14 protein-coding genes and 3 tRNA genes are annotated in these 15,692 nt (G+C 38.9%); 7 read left to right on the top strand and 10 right to left on the bottom strand.

What is annotated here, in order from left to right; translation table 11 throughout:
• Positions 1-12 precede the first annotated feature (12 nt).
• The 6 genes from era to CVT14_RS01565 all read right to left on the bottom strand — a co-directional run bounded on the left by era (position 13) and on the right by CVT14_RS01565 (position 6,157).
• The gene (era, locus tag CVT14_RS01590; protein ID WP_012001742.1) at positions 13-882 is read right to left on the bottom strand and encodes a GTPase Era; all 870 of its coding nucleotides are present in this window, start codon (positions 880-882) and stop codon (positions 13-15) included.
• Positions 879-2,201 carry an HslU--HslV peptidase ATPase subunit gene (hslU, locus tag CVT14_RS01585; RefSeq protein ID WP_012001741.1) on the bottom strand — a complete coding sequence of 441 codons (1,323 nt, stop codon included), beginning with the start codon at positions 2,199-2,201 and terminating at the stop codon, positions 879-881. Before hslU ends, era begins: the two co-directional genes overlap by 4 nt.
• Before the next feature lie 8 nt (positions 2,202-2,209).
• On the bottom strand, positions 2,210-2,743 hold the full coding sequence (hslV, locus tag CVT14_RS01580; RefSeq protein WP_002940451.1) for an ATP-dependent protease subunit HslV: 534 nt from the start codon (positions 2,741-2,743) through the stop codon (positions 2,210-2,212).
• Entirely contained in the window at positions 2,744-3,190 is a 447-nt protein-coding gene (gene rplI, locus CVT14_RS01575; RefSeq protein WP_087583215.1) for a 50S ribosomal protein L9, read from the bottom strand.
• A 23-nt stretch (positions 3,191-3,213) separates the two neighbouring features.
• Positions 3,214-4,437 (bottom strand): argininosuccinate synthase, encoded by a 1,224-nt coding sequence (locus tag CVT14_RS01570; protein ID WP_087583214.1) that lies wholly within the window; start codon positions 4,435-4,437, stop codon positions 3,214-3,216.
• A 181-nt stretch (positions 4,438-4,618) separates the two neighbouring features.
• Entirely contained in the window at positions 4,619-6,157 is a 1,539-nt protein-coding gene (locus CVT14_RS01565) for an inorganic phosphate transporter (RefSeq protein ID WP_103630673.1), read from the bottom strand.
• A gap of 130 nt (positions 6,158-6,287) precedes the next feature.
• On the opposite strand from CVT14_RS01565, the gene CVT14_RS01560 reads away from it, so the two are divergent.
• The 4 genes from CVT14_RS01560 to CVT14_RS01545 all read left to right on the top strand — a co-directional run bounded on the left by CVT14_RS01560 (position 6,288) and on the right by CVT14_RS01545 (position 8,023).
• Positions 6,288-7,190 carry a disulfide bond formation protein DsbA gene (locus CVT14_RS01560; protein WP_087583212.1) on the top strand — a complete coding sequence of 301 codons (903 nt, stop codon included), beginning with the start codon at positions 6,288-6,290 and terminating at the stop codon, positions 7,188-7,190.
• A gap of 30 nt (positions 7,191-7,220) precedes the next feature.
• A complete protein-coding gene (locus CVT14_RS01555) occupies positions 7,221-7,652 on the top strand; it encodes a GatB/YqeY domain-containing protein (protein WP_087581693.1) in 432 nt (143 codons plus the stop codon).
• Positions 7,653-7,846: 194 nt separating this feature from the next.
• Positions 7,847-7,921 (top strand) — tRNA-Gln (locus tag CVT14_RS01550).
• A 27-nt stretch (positions 7,922-7,948) separates the two neighbouring features.
• Positions 7,949-8,023 (top strand) — tRNA-Met (locus CVT14_RS01545).
• Positions 8,024-8,051: 28 nt separating this feature from the next.
• Here CVT14_RS01545 and CVT14_RS10930 read toward each other — a convergent pair.
• From CVT14_RS10930 to CVT14_RS01530, 4 genes are all read right to left on the bottom strand, one after another.
• Positions 8,052-8,174 (bottom strand): hypothetical protein, encoded by a 123-nt coding sequence (locus CVT14_RS10930; protein WP_261789982.1) that lies wholly within the window; start codon positions 8,172-8,174, stop codon positions 8,052-8,054.
• A 410-nt stretch (positions 8,175-8,584) separates the two neighbouring features.
• Positions 8,585-9,583, bottom strand: coding sequence for a hypothetical protein (locus tag CVT14_RS01540; RefSeq protein WP_021089105.1), 999 nt, complete (start codon positions 9,581-9,583; stop codon positions 8,585-8,587).
• Positions 9,584-9,617: 34 nt separating this feature from the next.
• Positions 9,618-11,723, bottom strand: a complete 2,106-nt coding sequence (locus CVT14_RS01535) for a DNA translocase FtsK 4TM domain-containing protein (RefSeq protein WP_413784372.1) — start codon at positions 11,721-11,723, stop codon at positions 9,618-9,620.
• Positions 11,724-11,866: 143 nt separating this feature from the next.
• Positions 11,867-14,182, bottom strand: a complete 2,316-nt coding sequence (locus CVT14_RS01530) for a flagellin (protein WP_107849522.1) — start codon at positions 14,180-14,182, stop codon at positions 11,867-11,869.
• A gap of 141 nt (positions 14,183-14,323) precedes the next feature.
• Between CVT14_RS01530 and CVT14_RS01525 the strand changes: the two genes are divergently transcribed.
• The 3 genes from CVT14_RS01525 to CVT14_RS01515 all read left to right on the top strand — a co-directional run bounded on the left by CVT14_RS01525 (position 14,324) and on the right by CVT14_RS01515 (position 15,655).
• The gene (locus tag CVT14_RS01525) at positions 14,324-15,070 is read left to right on the top strand and encodes a YaaA family protein (protein WP_107849521.1); all 747 of its coding nucleotides are present in this window, start codon (positions 14,324-14,326) and stop codon (positions 15,068-15,070) included.
• A gap of 124 nt (positions 15,071-15,194) precedes the next feature.
• On the top strand, positions 15,195-15,497 hold the full coding sequence (locus CVT14_RS01520) for an HU family DNA-binding protein (protein WP_012001719.1): 303 nt from the start codon (positions 15,195-15,197) through the stop codon (positions 15,495-15,497).
• Positions 15,498-15,568: 71 nt separating this feature from the next.
• Positions 15,569-15,655, top strand: a tRNA-Leu gene (locus tag CVT14_RS01515).
• Positions 15,656-15,692: the final 37 nt, after the last annotated feature.

Below are 15,692 nucleotides of genomic sequence, written 5' to 3'. Positions count from 1 at the left end.
TAAAATAAAAAATCAATAGCCGATTATCTGATTTAGGCTCTTTTCTTCTTTACTCCAGCCTTTTTTAACGACTACGTCGAGCTTTAGAAAGACCTTTGTGTTGGTTAAATTTTGTATTAACTTTCTTGCAAAAATTCCTATTCTTTTAATGGTTTCACCATTTTTTCCAATGATCATACTTTTATGAATGTCACGCTCCGTGATGATACTCGCATAAATTTCAGTTATACCTGTTTTTTCTTTTACGCTTTTTATGATCGCATCGCTAAGATATGGTATCTCGTCACTTAAATTTTCATAGATCGCTTCAAGTATAAATTCTCTAAAAATTTCTTTTTCATTTGTCGGCGTGAGAAATTCTGGATCATAAAAGTACTCATGCTCTGGCAAAAGCTTGCAAATTTCATCAAGAAGCGGCTTTTTATATGTAGGCTGCTTGGTGCTAAAAGTAAGCAAAGCTGCAAATTTATCTTGAAATTTTTGATACTTTGTGATCTTTTCAAGTACTTTAGCATTTGAGCTCTCATCGACTTTTGTTAGCACTAAGATGTGTGGTTTTTCAGGATTTAGAGCTAGAAATTTCTCATAGTCGCTTGTATCATCATGGATAGGCGCTAAAAATACGATGAGATCGCAGTCTCCCATCGATTTTATAGCTTGGCTAATTAGCAGTTGATTTATCGCTTTGTTGCTCTCGTGAAGCCCTGGCGTGTCGGTGAAGATGATCTGATCTTCACCGTTCATTACTATACCATTTATCTTTCTGCGAGTTGCGTTTTGCTTGTGCGAGACAATGGCGATCTTTTCGTTCAATAAGGCATTTAAAAACGAGCTTTTGCCAGCATTTGTGCGTCCTATGATGCTAACAAAGCCCGATTTCAAAGTATATACCTCGCTAGATCTTGATCCTCAACCACGTCTTTTAGGCGCTCTTTTACAAGCTCTTTTGTCACATTTATCTTCTCGCCGCTCTTTTCGCTAGCCTCAAAGCTGATATCTTCTATCACGCGCTCGATCACCGTATGAAGGCGTCTAGCACCGATATCTTCCATCTTTTCATTTGCTGCGTGAGCGATCCTTGCTATCTCTTTTATCGCTTCATCGTCAAATTCTAGCTCGACATTTTCAGTTGAAAGAAGTGCGATATATTGTTTTAAAAGTGAATTTTTTGGCTGAGTTAAAATTTGATAAAGCGCGTCCTCATCAAGGCTATCAAGCTCAACCCTTAGTGGGAAACGGCCTTGAAGCTCAGGGATGAGATCGCTTGGCTTGCTTATGTGAAAGGCGCCAGCTGCGATAAATAAAATATGATCTGTCTTTAAATTTCCAAATTTAGTATTTACATTTGAGCCCTCAACGATAGGTAGCAAGTCTCTTTGCACGCCTTCTTTGCTAGGATCTTGCCTATTTGAGCTACCTGAGCCAACAGCGACCTTATCGATCTCATCTATAAAGATGATGCCCTCGTTTTCAGCTCTTCTTAAAGCCTCTGTTTTTACGCTCTCAAGGTCTAAAATTTTATCATTTGCCTCGCTTTGAAGGGCTTTTTTAGCGTCTTTTACCTTCATCTCTTTTTTGATGTTTTTGCCGCCGATGCCAATTATCTTGATAAAGCTCTCTTGCATCTGCGCCATATCAGGTGGCACGTTTGAGCCAGCTTCAAGTGGGTTTTGCTGCACCTCGATCTCGATACTTAGCTCATCAAGCTCGCCGTTTCTTAGCCTATTTAGCATCTTGTCATAGCTCTTTGCGTACTCTGCTTGCTTCTCTTCGCTAGCACCTTTTGGGAGTGGCGGAAGTAGCTTTGAGACGATCTTTTCTTCGATGTAGGCGTTGATTTTATCTTGATTTTTCTCGCTTTGCTCGTTTTTTACGAGATTATATGACGCCATAGCAAGGTCTCTTACCATGCTCTCAACGTCACGACCAACAAAGCCAACCTCAGTATATTTGCTAGCCTCGACCTTGATAAATGGCAGACCCATCATCTTTGAAAGACGCCTTGCGATCTCAGTTTTACCAACGCCTGTTGAGCCGATCATCAAGATATTTTTTGGCATGATGTCATCTTGCAAGCTCTTTTCAAGCTTCATACGGCGATAGCGATTGCGAAGTGCTATCGCTATGATCTTTTTGGCGTCCTTTTGACCGATCACATAGTCATCTAAAAATTTAACAATTTCTCTTGGTGTTAAGTTCATTTTCTCTCTTATTCTAAAACATAAGTTTTGATGTTTGTATTTGTATAGATGCAAATTTCGCCAGCGATCTTGAGACTCTCTTTGACTAGCTCCTCTTCGTCGATATCGGCAAATTTATCTAGGGCACGAGCCGCTGAGAGAGCGTAGTTTCCGCCGCTTCCGATAGCTGCTATCTTACCATCTTCTGGCTCAACAACATCACCAGTGCCACTAAGTAAGAAAATTTTATCCCTATCAAGCACAAGCATCATCGCCTCAAGCTTTCTTAGATACTTGTCTTTGCGCCACTCTTTGCTAAATTCTATCACCGCCTTTAGCAAGTCCCCTTTTGTATGCTCTAAATTTTTCTCAAACATATCAAAGAGATTAAACGCGTCAGCAGTGCTGCCAGCAAAGCCAGCTAGGACTTTGCCGTTGTGAATTTTGCGGATTTTTACGGCGTTGCCCTTTAAGACGGTGTTGCCAAAGCTAACCTGTCCATCACCGCCGATGACCGCTTTATTTTTGCCTTTGTAGGCTAAGATGGTTGTCGCATGAAACATCTACTCTCCTTGCACATCAACCTTTAAGGTCGCATTTATAGAGTGTCCAAGCTTTATAGAGACGTCATAAAGACCAACTGTTTTTAGGTGAGTGTCTAGGTCGATAGCCTTTTTCTCAACCACCAAATGATGCGTCTTTTCAAGCTCTGCTGCGATCTCCTCTTTTGAAACTGAGCCAAAAAGAGAGCCATTTGCGCCAAGAGTTTTCTTGACGACGACTGTCACTTTTGAAAGCTCTTCTTTAAGCTTTTCTAAATTTGCGATCTCATATTTTAGCTCTTCAGCCTTTCTCTTTTGAGCTGCTTCGTATTGACGAAGGACATCTGGAGTGGCAGCTTTTGCAAAGCCTTTGCCGATTAAGAAGTTGTTGCCGTAGCCGTCTTTTACCTCTTTTATCTCGCCAGCTTTACCAAGTCCTTTTACATCTTTTATTAATAATACTTTCATTTTTATCCTTTTAAATTTTATTTTTAGTCAAATTTTCGCCCATTTTTGCGTGCGATGATGAAACGAAGCGCATTTAGTTTGATAAATCCAGCTGCATCTTTTTGATCATAAACACTATCTTCTTCAAATGTGCAGTATGCCTCACTAAATAGATTATCATCTTTGCTATTTCTACCAAGGATGATCACATTGCCTTTATAAAGCTCTACTTTCACGGAACCATTTACGTGCTCTTGGCTCTTGTCGATAAGAGCTTGGAGCATATTTCGCTCAGGTGACCACCAGTAGCCGTTGTAAATTAGCTCGGCATATTTTGGCATGATCTCATCTTTTAAGTGAGCTGCACCGCGGTCAAGTGTGATGCTCTCGATCGCTCTGTGAGCTTTTAGCATTATCGTGCCGCCAGGAGTTTCGTAGCAGCCGCGACTCTTCATACCAACTGAGCGGTTTTCTACGATGTCAAGTCTGCCGATGCCGTGTTTTGCGCCAAGGCGGTTTAGCTCGGTTAAAATTTCAGCTGGGTTCATCTTTTTGCCGTTTATGCTCACTGGATCGCCTTTTTCATAGCCAATCTCGATGATCTCGCTCTTATCTGGAGCATCTTTTGGGCTTACTGTCCATCTCCACATATCATCTTCTGGTGCGTGACTTGGGTCTTCAAGCACTAGACCCTCATAGCTTATGTGAAGTAAATTTGCGTCCATTGAGTATGGGCTTTTGCCTGGTTTTTTGGTGATATCTATGCCGTTTTTCTCAGCGTATGCCAAAAGTTTTTCACGGCTGTTTAGATCCCACTCGCGCCATGGAGCGATGATAGTTAGGTTGTCACCAAGTGCGTAGTAGCCAAGCTCAAAGCGAACTTGGTCGTTGCCTTTGCCTGTTGCTCCGTGGCTCACACCATCAGCGCCAACAAGTCTTGCGATCTCGCTTTGGCGTTTTGCGATTAGTGGGCGCGCGATTGATGTGCCAAGCAGATATTCGCCCTCATAGACTGCGTTTGCTCTAAACATTGGAAATACATAATCACGTACAAATTCTTCTCTTAAGTCTTCTATAAAAATATTTTCAGGTTTTACACCAAGCGCTAGGGCTTTTTTGCGTGCAGGCTCTAGCTCTTCGCCTTGTCCGATGTCAGCTGTAAATGTGACTACTTCGCATTTGTATTCGTCTTGAAGCCACTTTAAAATAATACTTGTGTCAAGTCCGCCTGAGTATGCTAAAACAACTTTTTTTACATCTTTTTTCATAGCTGTCCTTTTGTTGAAATGGTCGTATTTTAGCCTAAATTGATTAATCTTTAATAAATTAATCTATTAAATAATGTAAGTAAAATTTTATTTTTCTGATAGTTTTTATCCGTAGAAATTAGAAATTTTAGTTTAAATGAAATTTGCTTGCAAATTTTAAATTTACAAGCAAAGTGTTTTTCTAAACGCCTAGAAATTTAGCAAGAGCAAAATAAAATATAGCTGATGATATTGCAGCTGCTGGAAGCGTGATGAGCCAAGCTAGGATGATAGGTCTTACCATTTTCCAGTTTGCATTTTTATTTACGATACCAATGCCCAAAACCGCGCCTATTAGGATATGTGTCGAGCTAACTGGTATGCCAAGCTTTGTAGCTAGAAGTATGACGATACTTGAGGCAAGCTCCGCGCTAAAGCCAGTCGTAGGTAAAATTTCGGCTAGTTTTGAGCCAATAGTTGTGATCACCTCTTTGCCTAAAAACCAAAGTCCAACGACAAGCGAGATGCCAAAAGTTACCATTGCGATGCTTGGGATCGGTGAGCTTTCGTTTATAGAGCCAGTTTTTAGCACGTCAAGCACAGCTGCAAATGGTCCAACTGCGTTTGCGATGTCGTTTGCGCCATGTGAAAAAGCAAAAGATGAAGCGGTAAAAATTTGAAACCATGAGAAAATTCTATTGATGCTCTTTTCGCTATCGTTTTTGCTCATGACATTTATGATAGCAAGGCTTGCAAGATACGCTAGAGCTCCGATGACAAATATGATCCAGACTGTTTGGATGATACTAAAGGCTAAATTTATATGCTCAAGCCCTTTAAAAAGCATCATTGATGAGATGACCATTGCGGCAAATCCAGCGATGATAGGGATGTGCTTTTTCATAGCTTTAAAAGTATCTATCTCTTTTTCGCTATCTTTCATGATGCGAATTTTTGAGCGGTATTCGCTATATTCAGTGGTTTCGATCTCGTCCTCATCGATAACTGCGATCTTTGAAAGAGTGGCTATCTGCTCCTCAGCTGGCTTTGTTTTGAGCGCTTTTATAAAGCTTTCTTTATAGGCTTTTCTCTCAGCTTTTAGCGCTTTTAAATTTGTCTTTAGTTCGTGCGTTGGCTCGATTATTTTGCTCTTTACGTAGCCAAATATGATATAAGACATCACGCCACCAAGCAGTGGTGAGATGACCCAGCTAACGGCGATCCTGCCGATCTCGCCCCAAGAGACCATATTAAATGGCTCAGGGTCTTTTATCATAAACCCCATGGCAAGTCCTGCGCCAACGATGCCACCAACTATCGAGTGAGTTGTCGAGACTGGCAGACCTTTTTTGGACGCATAAAATAGCCAAAGACCTGAGCTTAGGAGGGCTGAGATCATAATGATTACAAATTTCATCGGGTTTATGTCGCTTGGAAATTTCACGATCTCGTTTCTAATCGTATTTGTAACCTCAGATCCTGCAAATATCGCGCCGCTAAGCTCAAAAATGGCTGCGATTACAAGAGCTTGTTTTAGTGTGAGTGTTTTTGCGCCAACGCTTGTGCCAAAGCTGTTTGCAACGTCATTTCCGCCGATATTAAACGCCATAAAAAGACCAAACATACCAGCGATCAAGAATAAAAAGTAGTTATTTGTCGGGATGTATTGATAGCCCCAAACGAAAAATCCAACGCTGCAAATCGCAAAAATAACTAACGCCAAGAAGTTATCTCGAAGCAATCAAGCCCCCTTGTAAGAGTTTTTGGCAAAATTATATCTTGAAAATTATTAAAGTTTTTAGAATTTTCTCACTTTAAATGATACTAAATTATCATATGTTAGAATTTGGCAAAAATATTAAGGATAAATTTTGGTTATAGCGATCGATCTTGGCTCAAACACCTTTCGCGTGGCGCTTATAAAAAAGGTGCAAAATGGCTTTAGCAACGAGCAAATTTATGAAAAAATAGTTGGAGCTGCAAGGGGCTTAAACGAAAGTGGCAAGATAGGTTTGGAGGCTAAAAATAGGCTTTTTGAAGCGATAGTGGAGGCTAAAAGCAAATTTGACTTTGCTAAATTTAAATGTGTGGCAGTCGCAACTGAAGCTTTTAGAGCAGCATCAAATAGCGAAGAAATTTTTAGTGAGATAAGAGAGAAATTTGGCATAAATTTTCATATCATTGACGGGCAATCTGAAGCAAAACTTACATTTTTAGGCGTGCAAAATGCTTTAAGAAAGCTTGGCATAAATGATAAATTTAGCATCATCGACATCGGCGGTGCAAGCTCAGAGATAGGCGACGATGGCAAATTTATAAGCTTTAAATTTGGCATCATCACCTTTTACGAGAGGTTTAAAGCGCTTGATCTGATGCAAGAAAATGCAAAAATTTATACAAAAGAGGCAAGGGAATTTTTAACAAGTCTTAACAATAGACTTATCGTGCTAACTTCTGGCGTGCCGACCACTATCGCAGCGCTAAAGCTTGGGCTAAACTACGAAAGCTACGATCCCAAAAAAGTGAGTGGATATGAGCTTAAAAATGATGATCTTACTTGGTTTGTAAATGAGCTTTTAAAGATGGATGACAAAAGCGCTGACCTGGCGGTTGGAAGAAGCAGAAAGTATCCGCTCATCGCTGGAACGCTGCTTTTAAAAGAGCTTTTAAGCGGGCAAGAAGCGAAATTTATAGTAATAGACGATGGGCTTAGAGAGGGCGTTGGAGCGGCTTATTTAAAAGGCATATTTCAAGAAATTATCACAAAATTTTAGTTATGATTTCAAAAATTTAAAGGAGATAAAATGAGCATAAGAGAGCAAATTTTGGCCGACATAAAAGAGGCTATGAAAGCAAAAGATGAGTTTAAAAGAGACACCTTAAGGACGCTAAATGCGGCGCTTAAGCAGGTCGAAGTCGATCAAAGGATCGAGATGACCGATGAGGTCGTGCTTCCGCTACTTCAAAAAGAGATCAAAAAGAGAGCTGACTCGGTTGAGCTCTATCTAAAGGGAGCAAGAGAGGATCTAGCCAAAAAAGAGCAAAGCGAGATCGAGCTGATCAAGGCATATCTGCCAGCTCAGCTAAATGATGACGAGTTAAAAGATAAGATAAAAAGTATAATTGAAAAGGTTGGTAAAAATTTAGGCGCTGTGATGAAAATGGCAAAAGACGAGATCGGAGCGAGCGCTGAAGCAAAACGCATAAGCATGATCGCAAAAGAACTTTTGGCATAAAACTAGATAAACCCATGTAAATTTTCGCATGGGTTTTAAAAGTTATAGTTAAATTTTATACGCTATAAAAGTATTTTATTTATTTTTAAATTTTTAAAAAGCTACTTTGAAAAAGTAAAATAAATTTACATATTTTTTTAAAAAACCTTGACAAATGGCATTAAAGTCTATATAATTACAACTCTTAAAAACATTGGGGTATCGCCAAGCGGTAAGGCAACTGGTTTTGGTCCAGTCATTCAGAGGTTCGAATCCTCTTACCCCATCCACTTTTAAAAATCCCAAACAACTCTTATCGCGGAGTAGAGCAGTGGTAGCTCGTCGGGCTCATAACCCGAAGGTCGGCGGTTCAAATCCGTCCTCCGCAACCAAATACCAAGGACTTTTACCACCTTTTAACTAAACACCAACTCCCATACCATCACGTATATCATCAACATTTAGATGCACGTAATGCAGGCTACTTTTAATATCTGTGTGACCCATAAAAGCCATCAGTTTATGAGCATTAAATCCCTTCAAACTCACTAACCTAGAAGCCACCGTATGGCGTTAATACGTAAAGTCCGTGTGTGTTGCTAGTCCCTAAATATCCAAGATGGTTTCTCACAGCCCACCACATACGATTTGCAGTATCCTGATTTAGGTGGGTTATAATCAAGTGGTAGGTCTTTGCAGTTATCATAAGGCTAATTAAAAGTGTCAAATTTATTTCGTTAACGTCAAGAGCAATGTTTTTTGTAGTTATGATATAGCTCTTTTAGGTATCAATTAGCACGTTATACGGATTTTCTTCATAAAGAGTTTAAATATTTTTAAATGCTTTTAGCTATTTTTAAAATTTATTTTTAAATTTTTAACAATGGCTTTAATTTACAAACTTTTATCATCAATTAAATTTAGTAGATAAATTTAAATTAACACAAGGCTTTTTATATCTTGTCCGCGACACATCTAACAAGTTCATCTTCATTATCGCTCGGATATTCACTCCAAAAATCAATCTTCAAAATTTTTCCTAACTGCTTTGAATTTTGCAAATCATCCAGCCAACGACCATCTATATAATCAACCTTTTTAACTTCTGAGAGTAGAATTTCTTGTGTTTTTAGCTCGTAAGTTTTTCTAATAAACGATCCATCATAATCATCCTCTTCTTGTGCATCATCAAAAGATCTGTACTTTTCTATACACTCTTCGTATCTCTTATACTCCTCATTTCCACGGTATAGCAAATTCGCACTTTTTTCTAGCCTATGATTTACAAAGTCCATTTGCACTATATACTCTGGCATAGGACCATTATTAACATTACTCAAATACTTTACAAGCCTAAAATCTTTTCCGTCTAGTGCAAAAATATACTCCCAGTATCCGTACTTGCCATAACTATAGAAAAATTTTAGCTCACTATTTTTTATCTCTACTGCAAGCTCTGGTGGAAAATAAGCTCCGCCATCTTCATTTGGGCTCTCAAAGATATCTCTCTTAGTTACTACAGCCTCATATTTGTCGCCATTTGAGAGCAAGATCACGACACCACGACGATTTTTATTTACTATTTGACACCATTTATCATCCTTGGTGCTCTCATCACAACCATCACTAAAAGGTAAAAATTTATCCTTAAAAGTTTCTTGAGTTACCACAACTACATCCTCTATACCATCTTTATTTAGATCACCCTTTATGGCATCATATAGTGCAGTTTGGTTTGGCAATGATGCTTGCACTACCGCTAGCATCTTATCATCTAGCTTAGATAAATTCTCTATCTCATACTCATTGCCAGAAAAAGGTATGCTCATCTGCTTTAGAGTTTTTAGCATAGATGTTGAGTTTTTCTCTACATTACTCGTATTAAGATCTTGAGCAAAGGTAAAATTTAGCATTAAAAAAAGAATACAAACGAGAACTCCAAATTTAAACATTTTTGTTCCTTTATCTTTACATTGCTATATAAATTTAAACTAAAATTTCCCTCTGACCCTTTGCATTTACAGGGCTTAAAACGCCCATTTTTTCCATCTGTTCGATTATATTTGCAGCTTTGTTGTAGCCTATTTTTAAGCGTCTTTGTAGGTAACTGATAGATGTTTTTTGCTCGCTTAAGATGATCTCTTTTGCCTCTTCGTATAGCTCATCAAGCTCATCTTCACCTAGCGCACCAGCAGCTGAGCCTGCATTAGAGCCCTCCTCTGCTAGAAATTTCTCATCGTAAATCACATCTTGTTGCTCTTTTAAGAAATTTACGATCGTCTCGATCTCTTTTTCGCTCGCAAATGGCGCATGCAGTCTGATCACTCCAGGACTTCCAGGAGGCGTAAATAGCATGTCCCCACGTCCTAGCAAGCTCTCAGCTCCCATTTGATCTAGGATGACCTTACTATCGATCCTCTGCCCTACTCTATAGCTTATCCTGCTTGGTAAATTTGCCTTTATAAGACCAGTCACGACATCGACACTTGGGCGCTGAGTGGCGACTATCAAGTGTATGCCACTAGCCCTTGCCATCTGCGCTAGACGGCCTATATAAAGCTCCACATCCTTGCCGCTAGTCATCATAAGATCAGCCAGCTCATCGATGATCACGACGATGTATGGGAACTGCTCGCCGCCCTCACTCTTCATCTTTTCGTTGTAGCTCTCAATGTTTTTTGTGCGAGTTTGGCTCATTATCTTATATCTTCGCTCCATCTCAGCGACCATGTTTGAAAGTGCTGTGATCGCCTTTTTAGCCTCTGTGATAACAGGCGTCAAAAGGTGCGGGATGTCGTTATATATGCTAAACTCAAGCATCTTTGGATCGATCATCATTAGGCGCAAAGTTTGTGGGCTATTTCTATAAAGCAAGCTTAAAAGCATCGCGTTTATGCCCACACTCTTGCCAGATCCTGTTGTACCTGCGATTAGTAAATGTGGGAGCTTTTTGAGGTCAGTCACAAAAGGAGCGCCCACGATATCCTTGCCAAGAGCCATGGTTAGCGGACTGCTCGCGTTTTTAAAGACTTCACTTTCTAAAATTTCTTTTAGATAGATCGTCTCTAAATTTTGATTTGGCACCTCGATACCAACGACGTCTTTGCCAGGGATCGGCGCTTGGATACGGATAGTTTGAGCCTTTAGCGCCATCGCTAGGTCATCTTGCAAAGTGAGGATTTTACTCACTTTGATATGTGGGGCTGGGCGAAACTCAAATGTCGTGACGATAGGACCAGTATAGGTTCGCACCACGTCACCATCTATCTTAAATTTACGCAGCTTATCGAGTAAATTTGAAATTTGCTGGTCGATCTCTGCCTCATTTATATTGTGCGAGCGCTTTGGCGGGTCGTTTAGAAATTTAAGCGGTGGCAAGACAAAGTCTTTTGGTTTTTCGACCTTGCCGCGCTCTATCTGATCAAGAAGTTTTTTGTTTTCAGCCACTTCATTTAAAATTTCAACCCCGCCTATGGTTGCAGGTCTGCTCTCTTGTGCCGGCTCCATCTCTGGCTCTGGTTCAAATTCTGGCTCACTATCTAAATTTGGCTCATCATCATTTAGCACCTGAGCGTCTATAAGCTCTTCTTCTTTTATCTCTTCAGCTTTTGGCTTTTTGCGCTCTATCTTTGGTATCTGCCTTGCCCTTACCTCTTTTACGCTTGCGCTTTTTTCTTCATAGCTATTTGGCTCTTTATCTACAAAAGCCTTTCTTAAAACGATGATAAAATTTTCTCTAAAAGCAAGTCCAAGTGAGATGATAAATATCATAAGTATAGCAACCGCAGTGCCGATAGCGCCGATGACTTCTTTTAGCGCTGAGACTATAAAGCCGCCTATAACGCCGCTATTTGCTCCAGATGTTGTGAGAGCTTGAAACATCAAAAATGCGATAAAAAATAGAAAAATCCCAACTACAAACTGAGCAAAATCAAAGTCAAATTTCTTAAAATTTTTATATACAAAATAGCCTAAAACGATAAGTAAAAATGGATAAACATAGGCTATAAGGCCAAAATATTTAATATTAAAAACGCCAAGGCTTTGTCCAAGTGAGCCTACAAAATCAGCAGTCGGAGCAGCCGTAGCGATGCCAAAATATATAAAAAAACAAACAAAAATAGTAAATAATATATGTCTTAAAATTTTAGATCCTTTTGTTAAAAAGGCTTATTATAGCACGCTTGAGTTTAATTTTTAAAAAATCAGCAAGCTAGGCCTGCTGATTTATCATTTTAGTTTAGGTAGTTTAACAAGCTTAGTTGATTTATCTTAGCGCTTGCTTGAAGAGTAGCTTGATATGAGAGTGAAAGCTGTGTAAATTTAAGATATGACTCTGCATAGTCTGCGTCTATGACGTCATTTTTAACAGTTAGCACATTTACTTTCATGACCTCTGCACGCTGATTTGTCGCAGTTAGTAGCTTTGTTTGAGAGCCTATCTTTGTAAGCTCTTTATTTGCGTGATCTATCAAGTGATCTAGCCTTTTTAAAGCGCCTTGCATGCCGGTATTTCGTGGATCGTGATTGTTAGCATCTGCTCTATAGTAGCCATTTCTAACGGCAAATATCATATCATCAAGGTCTTGAAAGACGCTTGTGCTTGGCTCATCGATACTTAAAGCGTTATTTTCGTTAAAGCTAAATACTGAGCCCTTGCCTTGAGGGTGGCTTGCAGCGCCGGCTGTGTTCATACCAGTGCTATCTCCGTCAAATATATCTCCATTTTTCGCATCATACATGGTTAGCTCTATATTTGTAACAGATTTCGTCTTATCAGTTAAAACCATCCTGCCTTTATCGTCTAAATTTACTTCTACTGCGCCTTTAGTCTTTGACAAAGCGTCTTTATAGGCATTGTAGTTTTGATCTCTTCTTACCTTTTCGATATCTGTATCAAAGTTTGCATTCTCTGCGTGCGGAGGATTTGGGATGTTATCGCTTGCAGCCATCGCTACGATATCCATTAGCTGGCGATATGTAAAGTCGCTTGCATAGGTTCTGTAACTGCCAAATTCATCTGAGTTATAGACGGTCAAATTTCTAGTTGGAGATACCACGCCAGCAGCAGTTGTTGATGTTATTTGAAACTGCACTGGGGTATTTACACCACCTGCTTCGCCCATTTTTACTTTGATGTCATACATTGTGCCAGTGATTGATTTTACTTGAAGACCTATCTCTTGATTATCTATATTGTAAAGCTCTCTCTTTCTAGCATCGACATCTTTTGGGTATAAATTTCTATTGTAGCTCTCTTTTGTGCCAGAGACCTCGCTTAGCTTTGTCTGATCAGTTGCAAACTCGCCTGTTCTTCTAGCTACTTGAGGTAAATTTGCTATTAATTCATTGTCTTTTCGCTCAAATCTAACCTTGTCATAGTCAAATGCGTTTGTCAAATTTCCATCTTTATCAAGGTATTTGCTCTTTGTAAATTCAGTTATATGAACCGTTTTTGGCACAGCATTTGCCATATTTTCAAGGCTTTGTAGAGAATTTATCGTATCAAGGGTATTGTTTGGAGCTATCGCACCACGATTTGCCGCCACAGAAGTAGCTGCAACCATGTGAAAGTCTATAGTTTGATTGCCTTTAGTAAGGTCTTTTATGTTAAATTGTCCGTCGTTATTTATGCTCACATCGACAACTTTTGTCGTCTTTGTGTTGCCAAATTCCATACCGATCTTCTCCATCAAACCAGCCATTGACGTATCAGCACTCATCTTAAATTTACTTGTAAATGTCGTGCCGTCTGGCTTTTTGCCCTGCATGAAAAAGTATGTGTCAGGGAAATTTACATTTGAAGTATCCAAAAAGTCAAAATCAGGCTCGATCGTACCTTTATAAGAGCCGTCACTGCCCACGACTGAGTCGCTTGCGTAGTTTAGACCGATCATATTTTTTATCTTGCTATTTTCATTAAGATATTTTGGCGCATAAGAGATGTCGGTTCTAGTTTGATCAGCTAGCATCACGTTTGTTGTTAAAATTTTGTTGTAGTCGCCATCTTTTCCTAAAAATAGATCAAATCCTGGGATGTTGTAAGGTAGCTCTACCTGCGCGCCAGCTGAAGTTTTCATATAGTCGCGGTTGCCTTGATATTTACCTGAGCCATCGATCGGCTTAGTATCCACAGCACTTCCTGAGAATAAAAACTGCCCATTTATAGAGGTATTTGCGATATTTACAAGGTGGTTTTTAATGCCTTGAAGGTCGTTTGCCAAAGCTTCAAGAGATGTTGTGCTATGCACGTCGCTGGCTGCTTGAACGACTTTTGTTTTAAAATTTTCAAGTTGTTTTTCAAATTCTTGCAGCGCATTGTCCGTGTTTTTTGCAAAATTTACTGACTTACCAGTAGCATCTGCCACTTGAGTGAGAGTGGTCGCTTCATAATCAAGCCTCATCGCATCGTTATAAACCGCAGCACCGTCGTATGGATCTTGAATTTTTAGTCCGTTTGAGAGCTGCTGGTAGCTTTTATTTACGCCAACCATATTTTTTTGATAGTCGTGCAAAGTCTGACTAAAACGTAGTTGATTTGTAATTCTCATAATTTTTCCCTAAATTTTTATTCACTCTAAGCAAGAATAATTCCGCTTTGTGATATATCGGTGAAAATTTGATTTTTTTTAGTGCAAAAAAGTTTTATTGTATAATCTGCCAAAATTTACATATATAAAATAGGAAAGAAAATGGCATTAAAAATCCTCTTCTCACCAAGCGAAAGCAAAATTTCTCTAAATACAAATGATAAATTTGATGGTAAAAATTTGATATTTTCTGAGCTTTTTGGCAAAAGGGCTGAAATTTTAAAAAGATATGATGAGTTTTTAAAAAGTGCAAATTTAGACGAGATAAAAAAGCTTTTTGGACTAAAAGAGCTTGAGGATAGCGAGCAGCTGCGAGAAAGTTTATCTAAAAAAGGTAGCATAAAAGCTATCTTAAGATATGACGGAGTTGCCTATAAGCACCTAAACTACCGCGGACTAAGCGATGAGGCTCAAAAATATATAGATAATAATGTTTTGATATTTTCAAATTTATTTGGGCCAATTTTAGCAAAAGATGAGATAGCTGAGTATAAACTCAAGCAAGGCGAAAAGCTAGCCGGCTTTGATATTTGTAAATTTTATGAGCAAAATTTTAGCAAGGCAGTCGATAGCTTTTTAGAAAATGATGAAATTTTAGATCTTAGAGCTAAATTTTATGAGAAATTTTATGTGGTAAAAAAAGAATTTACGACATTTTGCTTTTTGAAAAACAAAAAGATACTAAGCCACCATGCAAAAGCTTATAGAGGTGAGGTTTTGCGCCAGATCGCAAATGCTAAAGTGACAAACAAAGATGAGCTAATGGCTCTAAATTTTGAAAATTTAAAGCTTGTAGATATGAAAAAGATAGGGCTAAAAAACGAGCTTACGTTTGAAATTTGTGAGTGAAAGTTCAAATTTTGGTCTTTTTTACTAAAAAAATGCAAAAAAAGAGCTAAATTTAGGGAAAAAGTATTGTATTTTTTTTTAAAAGAGTGTAGAATTGCCGCATAACTTCTTAAAAGGATGGTTCATGAAAAAAGCTGAATTTATTCAAGCGGTTGCCGACAAGGCTGGTCTTTCAAAAAAAGATACTCTAAAAGTTGTTGATGCTACTTTGGAGACAATCCAAGCGGTTCTTGAAAAAGGCGATACAATTAGCTTTATAGGCTTTGGTACTTTCGGTACTGCTGACAGAGCTGCAAGGAAAGCTAGAGTTCCTGGAACTAAGAAAGTAATCGACGTTCCTGCTAGCAAAGCAGTCAAATTCAAAGTTGGCAAAAAACTTAAAGAAGCAGTTGCTGCTGGTGCTGCTAAAAAAGGTAAAAAGAAATAATTTTCTTTTTCGGGGAGCAAGTCTCCCCTTTTTCTTTCTTCTCACAAATCTAAAAATTCAATCTTAACTTAGCCCGAGTGGTGAAACTGGTAGACGCGTCAGACTCAAAATCTGATAAGGGCAACCTTGTGTCGGTTCGAGTCCGACCTCGGGCACCATTATAAGCTTAAACGTTTTATAAATTTAGCCGATACT

Origin of the sequence: Campylobacter concisus, assembly GCF_003048445.1 — a bacterium.
Taxonomy (GTDB): Bacteria; Campylobacterota; Campylobacteria; order Campylobacterales; family Campylobacteraceae; genus Campylobacter_A; species Campylobacter_A concisus_BF.
The sequence above is the reverse complement of the archived record's forward strand: the minus strand, read 5'-3'. Positions and strand labels throughout refer to the sequence as shown.

What these genes read in the sequence shown, in the direction of transcription:
- CVT14_RS01555 (WP_087581693.1), top strand. Translation starts at nt 7,221, where the DNA reads ATGAGCATAAGAGAGCAAATTTTGGCCGACATAAAAGAGGCTATGAAA.
- rplI (WP_087583215.1), bottom strand. Translation starts at nt 3,190, where the DNA reads ATGAAAGTATTATTAATAAAAGATGTAAAAGGACTTGGTAAAGCTGGC.
- CVT14_RS01530 (WP_107849522.1), bottom strand. Translation starts at nt 14,182, where the DNA reads ATGAGAATTACAAATCAACTACGTTTTAGTCAGACTTTGCACGACTAT.
- hslU (WP_012001741.1), bottom strand. Translation starts at nt 2,201, where the DNA reads ATGAACTTAACACCAAGAGAAATTGTTAAATTTTTAGATGACTATGTG.
- CVT14_RS01540 (WP_021089105.1), bottom strand. Translation starts at nt 9,583, where the DNA reads ATGTTTAAATTTGGAGTTCTCGTTTGTATTCTTTTTTTAATGCTAAAT.
- CVT14_RS01525 (WP_107849521.1), top strand. Translation starts at nt 14,324, where the DNA reads ATGGCATTAAAAATCCTCTTCTCACCAAGCGAAAGCAAAATTTCTCTA.
- hslV (WP_002940451.1), bottom strand. Translation starts at nt 2,743, where the DNA reads ATGTTTCATGCGACAACCATCTTAGCCTACAAAGGCAAAAATAAAGCG.
- CVT14_RS01570 (WP_087583214.1), bottom strand. Translation starts at nt 4,437, where the DNA reads ATGAAAAAAGATGTAAAAAAAGTTGTTTTAGCATACTCAGGCGGACTT.
- CVT14_RS01520 (WP_012001719.1), top strand. Translation starts at nt 15,195, where the DNA reads ATGAAAAAAGCTGAATTTATTCAAGCGGTTGCCGACAAGGCTGGTCTT.